Source organism: Bacteroides sp. OM05-12 (assembly GCF_003438995.1).
In the GTDB taxonomy this organism is placed as follows: domain Bacteria; phylum Bacteroidota; class Bacteroidia; order Bacteroidales; family Bacteroidaceae; genus Bacteroides.
Map to the genome: position 1 here is coordinate 19,284 of NZ_QSUN01000016.1, position 14,351 is coordinate 33,634.

At 36.3% G+C, this 14,351-nt stretch carries 9 protein-coding genes; all 9 read right to left on the reverse strand.

All coding sequences use genetic code 11. The annotated features are described in order from the left end of the window. Positions 1–132 precede the first annotated feature (132 nt). Positions 133–738 (reverse strand): hypothetical protein, encoded by a 606-nt coding sequence (locus DXB63_RS12265; protein WP_147332288.1) that lies wholly within the window; start codon positions 736–738, stop codon positions 133–135. Between the two features lie 84 nt (positions 739–822). Beyond that, the gene (locus DXB63_RS12270) at positions 823–1,428 is read right to left on the reverse strand and encodes a hypothetical protein (protein ID WP_147332289.1); all 606 of its coding nucleotides are present in this window, start codon (positions 1,426–1,428) and stop codon (positions 823–825) included. A 76-nt stretch (positions 1,429–1,504) separates the two neighbouring features. Beyond that, entirely contained in the window at positions 1,505–2,110 is a 606-nt protein-coding gene (locus DXB63_RS12275; protein ID WP_122126716.1) for a hypothetical protein, read from the reverse strand. Positions 2,111–2,194: 84 nt separating this feature from the next. Continuing rightward, on the reverse strand, positions 2,195–2,800 hold the full coding sequence (locus DXB63_RS12280) for a hypothetical protein (protein ID WP_122126717.1): 606 nt from the start codon (positions 2,798–2,800) through the stop codon (positions 2,195–2,197). A 21-nt stretch (positions 2,801–2,821) separates the two neighbouring features. Further along, a complete protein-coding gene (locus DXB63_RS12285) occupies positions 2,822–6,808 on the reverse strand; it encodes a DUF6443 domain-containing protein (protein ID WP_122126718.1) in 3,987 nt (1,328 codons plus the stop codon). A 4-nt stretch (positions 6,809–6,812) separates the two neighbouring features. Then, positions 6,813–7,994, reverse strand: a complete 1,182-nt coding sequence (locus DXB63_RS12290) for a T9SS type A sorting domain-containing protein (RefSeq protein ID WP_122126719.1) — start codon at positions 7,992–7,994, stop codon at positions 6,813–6,815. A gap of 6 nt (positions 7,995–8,000) precedes the next feature. Continuing rightward, complete coding sequence (locus DXB63_RS12295; protein WP_122348257.1) at positions 8,001–11,102, reverse strand: hypothetical protein; 3,102 nt, start codon at positions 11,100–11,102, stop codon at positions 8,001–8,003. 178 nt (positions 11,103–11,280) lie between these two features. Continuing rightward, complete coding sequence (locus DXB63_RS12300) at positions 11,281–11,685, reverse strand: hypothetical protein (RefSeq protein WP_122126721.1); 405 nt, start codon at positions 11,683–11,685, stop codon at positions 11,281–11,283. A 616-nt stretch (positions 11,686–12,301) separates the two neighbouring features. After that, a complete protein-coding gene (locus DXB63_RS12310) occupies positions 12,302–14,311 on the reverse strand; it encodes a glycoside hydrolase family 97 protein (protein WP_122126768.1) in 2,010 nt (669 codons plus the stop codon). Positions 14,312–14,351: the final 40 nt, after the last annotated feature.

Consider the following 14,351-nt stretch of genomic DNA (forward strand, 5'->3'; position numbering starts at 1 on the left):
TTACTAATAAAAGCCACAATAATAATAAAATAATAGGTCTTCGCATATCGTTCATTTTTAATAACTTACCCAACCATACACAAATCTTTCTCTAGTTTTTTTCGAATGTGTTTATAATATAGCAACATATTCTCAATTTCCACATTTCAATTTGGGAGGTCTATAATATCCTGCAGACTTAGATGAAGCAGCTCTTTTATATTTTAATAAATTATTTCTACAAAAATAATAATGTATACTTTTTTTTGATTCATCAAGCACTGTTTCAGGAAGTACTCTATCGTGAATCATATCCGTTAATGCATCATACTTTTTTAAAACAGAAAGTGTCTCTTCAGTAAGCGGATAATCATCGTCATCCCAATAAAACAATTTGCTCTTTACTATTACATATCTAGATGGCAATTTGCCTTTACTACCAACCACTGCATCCGGTAAATAAAATAATTTGTTTATTGAGGGAATAATATTTATAACAAACAGATTCGCATAAACACTATCACAAATCCATTTTAAAGCACCCTGATTCCTTTGAAGAGTATAATGTTTCAATGTGTCTTGAATTCTAATATGAAAAATAGAATCTTGCTTAAATAAACGGCAGTTATCTGCAAAATCAGTTATAGCCTCATAAATAGCAAATTCTGCAAAGTTAGTGCTCTGGGGAATGTACTTTTCCTGGCTGTAAGAATTTACTAATAAAAGCCACAATAATAATAAAATAATAAGTCTTCGCATATCGTCCATTTTTAAGAACTTACCCAACCATACACAAATCTATCTCTAGTTTTTTCGATTGCATTTATAATATAGCAATATATTTCAATTCCCACATTTCAGTTTAGGAGGACTATAATATCCTGTAGCTGCATTAGTAACTACTCTTTTATATATTGATATATTATTTTTACAAAAATAATAAGATGCACCTTTTTGGGAATCATCAATTACAGTTTCTGGAAGCATCCCGTCATTAATCATATCCGTTAATGCATCATATTTTTTTAATACAGAAAGAGTTTCTTCAGTAAGCGGATAATCATCATCGTCCCAATAAAATAATTTATCCTTTACTATTACATATCTAGAGGGCAATTTACCTTTACTACCAACCACTGCATCCGGTAAATAGAACAATTTATTTACTGAACCAAAAATTTCCACGACCAATATATTTGCATAAATACTATCACAAATCCATTCTAAAGTTCCCTGATTCCTTTGAAGGGTATAATGTTTCAATGTATCTAGAGTCGTAATATAAAAAATAGAATCTTGCTTAAATAAACGGCAGTTATCTGCAAAATCTGTTATAGCTTCATAAATAGCAAATTCTACAAAGTTAGTACTTTGGGGAATGTACTTTTTCTGGCTGTAAAAATTTACTAATAAAAACCACAATAACAATAAAATAATAGGTCTTCGCATATCGTCCATTTTTAACAACTTACCCAACTATACACAAATCTATCTCTAGCTTTTCGAATGCGTTTATAATATATTCTTAATTTCCACAATTTAATTTGGGAGGTCTATAATATCCTGTAGCTATATTAGTAACCACTCTTTTATATTTTGATAAGTTGTTTCTACAAAAATAATAATGTGCGCCTTTTTGAGCATCATCAATTGAATATTCCGGAAGCATCCCATCATAAATCATATCTGTCAATGCATCATATCCTTTTAAAACAAAGAGCATTTCTTCGGTAAGCGGATAGTCATTATCGTACCAATAAAACAATTTACCCTTTACTATTACATATCTGGAAGGCAACTTACCCTTACTGCCAATCACTGCATCAGAATAATATCCCATCTTATCTCTTTCACCTGATATACCTACCATTAACAAATTTGTATAAACACTATCACAAACCCATTTTAAAGTACCCTGATCCCTTTGAAGAGTAACATATCTTGAGGTATCTTCAACATAAACATAGAAAATAGAATCCTGTTTAAATAAACGACAGTTATCTGCAAAATCAGTTATAGCTTCATAAATAGCAAATTCTGCAAAGTTAGTACTCTGGGGAATGTACTTTTTCTGACTGTAACAATTTACTAATAAAAGCCACAATAATAATAAAATAATAGGTCTTCGCATACCGTCTATTTTTAATAACTTACCCAACCATACACAAATCTATCTCTAGTTTTTTCGATTGCATTTATAATATAGCAATATATTTCAATTCCCACATTTCAGTTTAGGAGGTCTATAGTATCCTGCTGCTTTAGAAGTAATAATTCTTTTATACTTCAACAAATTATTCTTGCAAAAATAATAATGTGCACCTTTTTGAGCATCATCAATTAAAAATTCTGGAAGCATTCCATCGTAAATCATATCTGTTAACACATTATACTTTTTTAAAACAGAAAGCATTTCTTCAGTAAGCGGATAATCCCTATCCCGCCAATAAAACAACTTACCCTTTACTATTACATATTTGGAAGGCAACTTACCCTTACTACCAACTACTGCGTTCGGATAATATCCGATCTTATCCCTTTTACCTAATATTTCTATAACAAGTATATTCGTATAAACACTATCACAAACCCATTTTAAAATACCCTGATGCCTTTGGAGAGTAACATATCTTGAAGTATCTTCAACATGAACATTAAAAACAGAATCTTGTTTAAATAAACGACAGTTATCCGCAAAATCAGTTATAGCTTCATAAATAGCAAATTCTGCAAAGTTAGTACTCTGGGGAATGTACTTTTCCTGGCTGTAACAATCTGTTAGCAGGAGCCACAATAATAATAAAATAACAGAGCTTTTCATATCATTATTTTTTAATCATAATCAATGCCAGTTAGTATAGGGAAATTTATATGGAAATTTTCCACCATAATATTCCGGATGCGTCAAAATATAAAATTGTAAATGAGGATACATATCAAGCGCCTGATCTCTTGATTCTTTATCCTTCCCAGATGGCCGCATTCTGTCTGATACACTTACATTTGGATGTGTATGAAAGAATCCTGTTAAACTACTTTCTAAATTTGAATCAGGATATACCCTATTCCACACAACATGTCCCCTCGAATTTGCTTGATCAAAACGATTATTCGCATATTTACCTATTGACATATGTGTTGTTGAACCTGCACCGTCTTTAGAAAAATAAGCTCCGGCTATTTCTTTTCCAACCATATCGGATAATTTCAGAATAAAACTTTCCACTCCATCTACTGAAGCTTGCCCTTCTCCTCCAACAGCTATTATATTGCTATTTTCCTTAAAATTGATTCCATCACTCAAGATTCCCTTTTCTACATTATCTATCAAAGTTTTCACTTCTCCATTTTTATTTACCCGAGGAACATATTCATCATTTTTTTTATCATATTCAAATTTCCCTACCTGATCAAATTCATCATCGTTTTCTTCTACCAGATAAAAGGTTCCGGTTTTTTCATCATACCGATAAATATCCATACCATTGGGGTCGATATACATAATCGGATTATTATTACAATAAACATAAGGACTTATCGAATAATATTTCTCACACATAGGATCCATCGTACTAAATCGTCCTAACACGGGATCCTGCATCCGGGCACTGAAATCATACAAATCAATTCCATGCATACGCTCTAATTCTTTACCGCCATATTTATATTTCTGAACATCACCACCACTACTTTCACCAAATAATCCACCGAAAGGATAATAATGGTTTACCTGCTCTATACCGCCTGATTCATTTGCCACCACACGATTATTACCCTGATGATCTTTTAAATAGAAATGAAATGTACGATCTTTACAGGCAATATATCCTTCAGACAACAGTATTTTAGCCAATGTATCATTCTCATATACAAAGTTATCACAATAATCCGTATATCCACTATAAACAATACTCATATTTACTCCTCCGCTTCTCTGCATACTTCCTTCTGAGTGACCGTAAGAAACACGTAACTTCTTACCTTCAGCATCGTAATCATATTGAATATGATTTTGTGTGTAAGGAAATAATGCAATGCCCGGATTAAAAATCGTACTCTTCCTCTCCATACTCACCAAAAACGGTAAGTTCAAATTGTTATAAGCTATACTTTCAATTTTTTTATTCCTGTCCGAAGTCATATTTCCATTCGCATCATACGTATACTCCACATCTGTATCTGCTCCGTCTACAAAATGCATCACATCCTTATAAACAGGATCATTATCCGACACATCAGAAACACTTTTCAATTGATTACCGTTATATGTATAACTCAGATTGTCAATGATGCCATAAGGATCTGTCGAAGGATTCTCATCACCATTTACGATACGGGATTGTATCCGTTGGGCTTGCTGGGGAGTTATACGCCCATAACGGCTCAGTTGCAGAATATTTCCTTGCTTGTCATAAGATTCAACTTTTACATCAAATGAATTTGCATTAGCACACAGCGAAGAGGTACAATAAGCATAATCAGCAAAAGTCAAACGGTTAAGACCGTCATATTTAAATAAGTAATTTCTCGTTATATCTTCATTACCTACCTTCCAATCTATCCGGCTTATATTGCCGTTGTAGCATCTTCCGATATTGGCATAATACATTTTCTCGGTAAAATTCGGACTGATAATATCCGTCAACCAATTTCTGATATTATACTTATACTGTATTGTTTCAATGTTATTTATATTCTTTTGTTTCATCCGGCCTAAATTGTCATAACTGTAATTCGTAGTTATTGTTTTAGCAAATACGTTATAAGTAGTAGAAGTCAAACGTTCCGCATGGTCATAAGTATTGGTACAAATATCAAGAAAAGAAGTCTGATCCTTTGAATGCTCATGTACGTCTTTCAATACTTTGCCCGTAAAGGTATAAGTGTAATAATGATTATCGCCACCATCCAAATGATTGGTAGAGAGTTCCTGAATAATATTACCATGAGCGTCATAATAGTAAGCCATTGCCGTATAATTTCCCGAACCGTCTAATGCGTACGTGCGCTTGCCCGTCAGCAGTCCTTTTGCATTACCCCATTTCTTACCCTCTTTATCCCAATGAGGATCATACATCAAATAGATTTCTTTTTCAGGCATCAATTTCAGGAATTGATAATCATCATAGTAATAAACCGTCAAAAGAGTGGTGGGAGCCTGATGGTAAAAACCTTTGGAATACCCGGTATCTTCCTGAGGATACTGGTGAGGAGTCGTTGAGAAAGACTCCGTTACAAGCCAACCGGAGAAAGATTTACGAATGGAAGCGACATCACCGGCTTCCTCCACTTCCGAGACATAAAGCAAACGTCCCAATATATCGTATTTATTTACCAGCCAGACATTTCTTTTCCGTTGATTCCCATCCTGGCTCAGAACTAATCTGTCCGATCGGTCATAAACCTGATAAAAAGGCTCACAGCCCGGGAGTTTTGTTTCAATGCAACGGTTACGCTCATCATATTTATACTGATAAGCGTATTTATTCAGATTATCCGTACTGATATTGTCATTAATCATCGGAGGAAGAACAAAACAACGGTTACCAAAATCATCATATACATAATAGGTGTCATGTGCTTCCCCGTTATTCATTTGGCGTACCAAGATTATTTGTTCCTGATTATCAGTAAACGTATAGCTTAAATTGCCATCTTCATCTGTAGTCTCTACACAAAACAATTGACCGGAAATATAATTCCCATTTCGAGTGAGACCGCCGGAACTATTCACATAATAACGGCTCACTCTCAAATTACCGAAGCCGGTCTTTACAAGGTAACGGTTTTTAATTCCTTTACCTGCTGAGTGCCAAAGACTACCCGGACCGGTCTGACGTATCACCCGATTCAAAGACGAATTCTCATAAACGGTTTCATTATAAGGGTTGCTGTCACTATGTTTACTTGTTGCCTGACTTGTAAAGTCCGAGACATATCCGCCCCGTCCGGAAACTGGTGTGGGAATCCATTGTCTGGTCTCACGTCCGAAGCTGTCATACTCCTGCAAAGTCACCAAATCTTCTCCATCGGGAGTTATTCCTACCTGCACATTCTGACTGGGACGCCCCAAACCATCACAATATTGAATGTTATCTATGTATTGGGTTCCTTCCGCATTCAGCATCGTACGCTTTAGAATATAGTTCTGGTTCGAAGACAAACCATCCGGCATTACATGGCTGGGATGGGAGCGGGAAAGCGTTACCACTCCGGTAGTCCAATCCGAATTCTCCGTTACACAATTACCATTCGTATCCCAACTCACGTTTATCCGTTGAAGAGACCGGCATTGAGAACCGGGAATACCGTCGGTATTCTCCGCACTCAGGCGATCAGGCTTGCTCTTATTGGAAGTACCGTCATAAAAAATACTATCTTTGGTCATTCCGTTCCTGTCTTTCAGCACAACCGACTCTCCTGAATTACTCAGGATAATCTTGCGTTGATACAAAATCTGCCAATCAACAGTTGACGAATTAAAGTCGTAAAGATCCGCAAGCATAAAGTTACTGTTGTTATATTGATAGGCAACAAGTAGAGACTCTCCAGGATCGATACGTGTACCGGAAGGGATATTGAAAACTTCTGTTTTACCGCCACCCTGTAGCACCCAGCCCGACAAGTCAACACCGGCGAGACCGCCATTAAAAAGCCCCACATACTCCCCGTTACTATAAGCAACCCCTGTGGCTATCTGCTCATTGAGTGGAGAATCATACATTATTTCAGAAATATAGACTTTGTCTTGTGCCTGCGGCATTACAGGCAATAGTAGCAATATGAATGATAAAGACAACAGTCTCCGGCATAATACTATCTTATCCATAGCTTTATCGTTTTATTAGTTTCTCACCTGATATATGGCCATTCACGACAATACGCAAGATATATTCTTTCTGAGAATAACCGTCAAGAGAAATTTGTTGTGTGTAGTTGCCTCTTTGTTCCAGTCTCAAAGGAGTACGGGTCAGACATCTGCCCTGAACGTCAAACAGTTGGACAGAGACTTCCGCATCTTCCCGAAGATCATAAGATAACGAAACCGTATTACCTTCCGTATCGGGCAGTATCGTACAATTAAAGATATTATTATTATCCGGGGTAGATGTATCATTATCGGATTCCGGACTCCCATTTCGTCTTTTAGCAGAATTCCTCCCCTGCCCGGTACTTTCATCATTATTCAGACTGTCTCTTCTCTGTGAATTCTCAGGATCATCCTCCAAACTGTAATATTGTTCCACCGGAGTATAACAAAAAGCCGTACTGCCCAGCACATTCGGTTTCTGATGGAGAAAGACCGTGCGCCGGATGGTTTCAAATACAGGATAACGGTAACCCTCCGCATACCAGCGATAGGTATCTATTCGTGTGCGGAGCGTATCCGTTGCCAAATGGTAATCAATGCTATCGGACGAATAGACCGTATCACCTTTTTCAATTAATGGATAAGGGCAAAGACGTTCGGACATATTTTTCACATGGTGGATACGAAGCACATGCCGCAATGTATCACCTTCGGGGAGGGTCATTGAGCCATAACCGTCCGTTTCTACGGAAGATTTGCCCCTCGAAGTAAGGAACATTTGTCCGCAATAGTCACCGTTGCCATGAAAGTAGTCTTCATACCGACTACCGTATGCAGCGGGGTAAACAAGAAGAAGTTCCGGTTTACAATTAGCTATCAGGGTAGTCTTGTTCTCAAAGCCGCAACTAAATAAAGAATCACCCTGCTGGATATACTTATAAAGTGTACGCTGCTCACGGCCGATCATCACCGAATCGTCGTAACTGTAATATTTCAACTCGTAATGGTCATTTACCGGCTCCAAACGGCTAAAATCCCAAAGTACATTCTCGCCGGAATCACCCGGAGCCTCATATTCGACCTGTTGCTTGACAAGACAATCACCGGAACGAAATTCGTTATATAATTGAGTTAATGTAGTCTGACAATAAGCATCTATTGACGGATACAAAAATAAAAATAAGATAGTACAGTGTTTTTTCATAGTTTTCTATTTTCCAGAATAGTGATACTCATAATTCTCTATTGTTCTTTTTATCCCATTTTCTAAACTATGCACTTCCTTTAATTGTCCGAAAGAATCATAATCATAATAAACTATACGTTCATCCGGACCACAAATGGAAGTTACCCCCACCAAAGGCTTATAAGTCAAAACAGATATATGTGCATGAGGTAAAGAGCTACGCAACTGATTAATTCGATTCCAATCATCCGAAGCTGGTTCTAAGCGAGCAGCAATAGCTTCTATATCCGATTCCGAGATTTTATTCGTAACCTCGTCGTAAGTAGCATTTTTTATTTCAGCAATCGGATACATATTGTTATATCCCCATAAATAAACGACATTCACCTGATCTTTTCCACGCATCGCCGCTATTTTACCGTACGAAGTAAACTTATTGACGATTCCTGACGGCTCTCCATACAGTAGAGAAGGAGTTCCATTATAAAGACTGAAACTACTGGAAGACGTAGTAGCAGAAGGTTTTAACTCATAAATTTTATCCCTGAGATAAAGATTATTTTGATTTATATAAGTCATTAAAGTACCTCCTATTACCTTATCATTCAATCTTTTAATTACTTCTATAGGATAATCAATCATACGCTTACCTACCATTTCCTTATAAGGGCTAGCAGAGATGTCTGACACATAACGTGTTTCTACCGACAATCGCTCATTATTACTGGTAAGGGTAGTAACATTATTAGGTAAATCATATTCATTATATGCATAGGTTTCCACTAATTGTTTTTGTACTTCATAAGGATCTGCATCTTCTTCCTGATAATAATAAGTAGTTTTATTCTTTAATAATGCTTTCCCTGTAATATAATCAGAAACCAGCATATCATAGTATAAATAATCATCTGTCCACTCTTTTAGCCCAAAAGATATTTGCATAATAGGAACCGTATCACGTTCTTGATATTCATATTCATATATTTCATCCAGTAAGCTATAACCGCTATTTGACCAAATCGTTTTTTTCGTTAAATGCCCATATTTATAATCAGGGCAAATAAAATTAAAATTAAAATTTGGTTGTCCATTATATACTTCCCCTTCATATGAAACAGCATAATTATCAAAATTATCCAAAGGATCATATTTTACTAAAACACGATAACCGCAATAACGGGGATTCACATCTTCATCCTCCAAATAAAAGTATTCAACTGCCATATCGTCTCTAATTTCTTTAGCTGAAGCATAAAATATACCTCCTCCCGTAAGAGAGGCCAAGTTTGTAAAAGGAGTGGAAGATACATCGTATATAGTTCTTTGCATAGCATACTTATTACTGGGCATAGCATGTTCATCCCTTGTACGAACACGAGTAAAAGTTGGTGTTTCAGTTACAGAACCACTTGTAAAATGGAATTCCTGAACAGTACTATCAGACTTTGAATAATAATTAATAATCTTATCAATGCAGAGTCCTCCATATTTATCATTAAAAATAAAATTAGTATTATACTTAAAAAGGCGTTTTCCTCCAGCCGGATATTGAATAGACTTCAATGAATAAGCATAATTAAACTTTTCATTTACTGACAAGTCTCTCCCTATACTATATTCAAAAGTCGTTGGTTTATAAACATCTTCCTTATAAGTATTTGGAAAAGAACTATCAAATGAAGACGCTTCACTTTGATTTGTAACACTATTGCAATATCCAAAATAATCACGTCCAGCAAAAGAGGCTCTAAAAGGTAATTGAGGTTCGCCTGGTTCTTCACCGTAATAAGAGAATCTATAAATATGGGGGTCATCTGAAAATGAACTTCCATATTCTTTTATCGATTTCAATTTTAAACGTAAATCAGAAGAAGGATAAACAGGGTGAGAGATATAAGATTTAAAATAATCATATTCAAACGTCCAACGTTTCAGTATATTTCCTGAAGGAGTGTACACTTTAATTTCAGATAAGGCTTTCGGTTTTGAACTGCCATGCATCGGCAATAAATCTTCCCGTTCATTAGCTAAAATAAATTCTACACGAACACCATTAGAAGCAATTATTTCTGTTATATATGCATCGTGACTAAGTGTTTCATTATTAAATGCAGAAGCAGAAGTTGTTCCTTCTCTAAATATAAAATCAGTCCAAGCTGTATATCCTTTAATACGGCTCTTAATACCGGTTGACATTGTCTTATATGAAACATCATGAGTCCCATACTTTATCTGAATACTATCTTTATGCATCGGGCCAACAACTTTAGTCAGCCAACAAGAACAACTACATTTTGCATAATTGGTATAATAATCTATATTCGGAATATGAGCCCAACAATAATCCTGAATAATGTTTATAGAATAAGGTATCGAATACGAATATGTTGTTGTTCTATAATCAAAATCATATTGTATACCTTTCAAATCTTTAGCTGATAATGTTTGTCTCGAAGTCGGATTAAAATAGCCAAAAGAAAGTTGTTTACTTCCACATAAGTCTCTTATCTTTAGATCATATAAAAAAAAGCGTCCGGAATACCCCATAAAATTATATGAACCTAAATCCGGTATAGTCTGCCGATCGTATAAGTCTTCTAATGTTGTTTCACACTGTAGATTATTATCAAAACCAGTTATCTTCATATACGTTTTGAATTCTTCCGTCGTCATCAAATTATGGCAAAAATTCTTTTGATAATTACCGTATTTGTCATCTATGCAATTAGCCGTAATAACTCCTCCGGCATTCAAGCTCCAACCGAGTCCTACCCAAGTTGCAACCTGATCAACCTTTATACCACCGGCATAATAGCTTAATGTAATAGGCAACGAAAGCTCCCCACACTCTATAGTATATAAGGGTATTTCAATAGATGGTATTCCATGAGCCCAATCCACTGGTATATCTGCATAGCGCATCAACTCGCCAGCAGTAGGAGCTACAGGCAACACATTATTAAAATATTGATTATAAAGATTATTTTTACTGTTTTCAGCTTGCTTTATTCGAGCCAATGTTGCACTGTCCGACTTTACTACTGTTTCTTGAATATCTTGTGCATAAATAAGCAAAGGGAATATAAACAAATATGTTACAACCCAAATTTTTATCTCCTGTTTCATAGTATTCATTATAAGTATTAACAATACTACAAATATAGAAAACTAGAAGTAATTATAATTTTCAATATTGCAAAACCTGCTATACAAGATCACAAAGTCAATAATTTTTATATAACTAATAATCAAGTAAATAATATTATAAAATAATTTTAATTACTCTACAAGCGATATGCACCCATTAGAATTCATCTAGAAATTTATCAAAACTTAAATTTTGTTTTACTCCTATTTTTAATTTATACATTCGATATTTTACCATAAAAACAGTACTCATTTTCACATGCATCAAAGTTGCAATATCAACAGTAGGTATGTGGAGCTTTAGCAAACAGCAATATTTTATATCTAAATCCGTCAAATTGGGATAGTAAGTATTTAGTCTCTCAATAAATCCCAGATAACAGGAGTTTATTGTATCCTCTAAATTTAACCATTCCTCCTTTCCTAACTCTTTTTTCTGAAAGCGTTCTTTACCTTTCTTTTCTTGTAACATGAAAATTGAATTAATCAATGGATTGGTTCTCAAAAACAACTCTTGAAGTCTCCTAATTTCTAATTGTAGTTTGTCTAGTTCGGAATTCATAAATATTTAAATATAATAGTATATAAACATGATCTAGCTTCATGACGAAATAATAAAATATATGTAATCATATGAATTAAAATAAATTACTATTTATTACCTTCACCTTATCACTGTTTTGAGGTAAGTGCTTGATCTGTAATTTATAAAAGTGAAGGCACGTTTTTCGTCCTTATGTTTTTAAAAAACATCGGGATGATTGTCGACAAACATCGAGATGATTAAAAAAAACATCGGGATGTTTGATTCAACTTTTTGGGGGGAGTTCAAAAAAGAGTGCTTTCACTTTACTGTCTTATGTACCAGATGTTTATCTTCAAAGAGTGATAAGGTGAAGGCAGTTTCAACTAAAACTGAAAAACGCTTAAAGGGACGTTGGCAATCGCCTAAGGGAGCGTTACCGATCGCTCAAGGGGGCATCGGCTGACGCTCCCTTAGGTGATTACCGACGCTCCCCTAGGCGATTGGCTCATTTTGTATGAGCATTAAAGTGTTCTTATGTTTATAAATGAAGGACCGTACGATTGAAATTAATCATACGGTCCTTTGTTTGCAAACGATAGGAGTTTGTAGACAACCGACCGTATGCTAAACAGGGGGTATCAATAAGTTGCTTTTATTCTTTGATAATCATGATTGCCGTTCCTCCTCCCGGAGCTTGTTTTAATGTTAATACAGTGCTGGAGTTAACATTCTCTTCTGTGATTGTCACGGGATAAGGATTGTTTTTATAATTAGCTTCTTCGCCGTCCGCGAATATGTGTGCTTTGTAAGAAGCATTTGCGTCCAAGAAAGATAAGGGTAAATTAACCTCACGCGGTGAAGCATTGGTGATGCTTCCTATGAACCAGTTTTCACTGTCACGGTCTTTACGGGCTATGGTTACATATTCACCTATTTTAGCTTCGGGCACTACGGTCTTGGCCCAGTTCGTCGGGCAGGACGTAATAAAGTCGAAAGCCGGATTGTTTTCATAGTTCTCGATCATATCCGACGCCATTTGCAAAGGACTGTATAATACCACGGCAAGTGCAAGTTGCTTGGCCAATGTCGTTTGCGGATGAGTTTGCGGATGCACCGGATTATTGAAATTAAATGTTCCGGGCGTAAAATCCATTGGTCCTGCAAGCCCACGGGTGAATGGGATGGTTGTTGTATGTTCAGGAGGATTGCCACCGTCTGCCGACCATGCGTCATATTCTTGTCCGCGTACGCCTTCCTGTGTCATCAGGTTAGGGTAGGTGCGTTGAAGTCCCGTAGGCATCACCGGTTCATGATTGTCAATCATGATATTGTATTTTGCCGCAGTTTCGATTACTTTTCTGTAATGACGTACGCCATATTGACTTCCATGCAGCTCTTTATGGTCTAATAAGGGATTGACATATCCGGTTTTAACGGCATTGATACCATATTTCTGATAGAGTGCGAAAGCACTGTCAAGTTGTGCTTCATAATTTTGTGCCGCTCCTCCCGTTTCATTGTGTCCGATCAGGCGGACTCCTTTGGAAGCGGCATAAGAGGTTATTTTCTCCAAATCAAAATCGGGATAGGCTTTTGTAAAACTGAATTGGTCGCCGTTTGCACTCCAATCTCCGTCCCATCCGTAATTCCAGCCTTCTACCAATACCCCTGAAAAACCATGCTTCGCTGCAAAATCAATGTAATTCATGGTATTCTCTGTTGTTGCACCATGTTTGGGACCTTGTTCCCATGTTTGTTTCTTCATGTGCATACCCCACCATATTCCTATATATCTGCCCGGCTGAATCCAAGAAGTATCTTCAATTTTGCAAGGTTCATTCAGATTCAGCATTAGTCGGGATAGGATTAGATCGCCCGGCTTATCTGCGATAATGACTGTTCTCCACGGTGTTTGCATAGGGGCGTTGGCAAATACTTTTTCTCCTGTAGACCAAGGAGTAAGAAATGCTTTTAGTGTAGTGGTATTACGTTTTGGAGCCAGATTGAGAGATGCGTAATCCGTCAGGTTAGCCTCGTGTATCGTTAGATAGAGTTTTTCGTTTACTTTCATTGTCAAGGGAGTGCATATCGTATCCAACCGGCTGACTAAAGAGGGTTTGAACAATCCTTCATAGTACTCGGTATCCCATGGTATTGACCATGCAATCGCGTCTTCGGGCAGAGCAAATTCCGTTTGTTCATCCATTATGGTAAATTCTTTCAGATCGGGCTGTTCCGGGATAACGTAGCGGAAGCCGATACCATCATTGAATACCCGGAATACAACGGAGAAGTTCCGTTTGGGTTCGTCGGACTCCTCTACATCAACAATCATTTGGTTGTATTTATTCTCTATCGATGATTCTTCTCCCCAAGGCTGATGCCACATTTCGTTAAATGAAGAGTGCTCTATCTTTTTTATCTTCAGATTTTCGCCGAGATATCCTTCTTTCAAGGTTAATCCCAAGAAAGAAGTATCAATGACTTCCGTTTCTTTACGGCTTACAGTATAATACATTTTTCCGTCTTTTATGCCTGCGCTCAACTGGATATTCTTATCCGGTGAAGAAACCTTTTGAGAGTCTTCTTTTGTGCAACTGGCAGTGCTCAATATTGAAAGCGAAACAGTGAAAAGCAAGGAATAGATTTTTAAAGTTTTCATGTTTTTCATATTAAAGGATATTTTAAATCAATATGATGAA

What these genes read in the sequence shown, in the direction of transcription:
- DXB63_RS12265 (WP_147332288.1), bottom strand. Translation starts at nt 738, where the DNA reads ATGCGAAGACTTATTATTTTATTATTATTGTGGCTTTTATTAGTAAAT.
- DXB63_RS12270 (WP_147332289.1), bottom strand. Translation starts at nt 1,428, where the DNA reads ATGCGAAGACCTATTATTTTATTGTTATTGTGGTTTTTATTAGTAAAT.
- DXB63_RS12275 (WP_122126716.1), bottom strand. Translation starts at nt 2,110, where the DNA reads ATGCGAAGACCTATTATTTTATTATTATTGTGGCTTTTATTAGTAAAT.
- DXB63_RS12280 (WP_122126717.1), bottom strand. Translation starts at nt 2,800, where the DNA reads ATGAAAAGCTCTGTTATTTTATTATTATTGTGGCTCCTGCTAACAGAT.
- DXB63_RS12285 (WP_122126718.1), bottom strand. Translation starts at nt 6,808, where the DNA reads ATGGATAAGATAGTATTATGCCGGAGACTGTTGTCTTTATCATTCATA.
- DXB63_RS12290 (WP_122126719.1), bottom strand. Translation starts at nt 7,994, where the DNA reads ATGAAAAAACACTGTACTATCTTATTTTTATTTTTGTATCCGTCAATA.
- DXB63_RS12295 (WP_122348257.1), bottom strand. Translation starts at nt 11,102, where the DNA reads ATGAAACAGGAGATAAAAATTTGGGTTGTAACATATTTGTTTATATTC.
- DXB63_RS12300 (WP_122126721.1), bottom strand. Translation starts at nt 11,685, where the DNA reads ATGAATTCCGAACTAGACAAACTACAATTAGAAATTAGGAGACTTCAA.
- DXB63_RS12310 (WP_122126768.1), bottom strand. Translation starts at nt 14,311, where the DNA reads ATGAAAACTTTAAAAATCTATTCCTTGCTTTTCACTGTTTCGCTTTCA.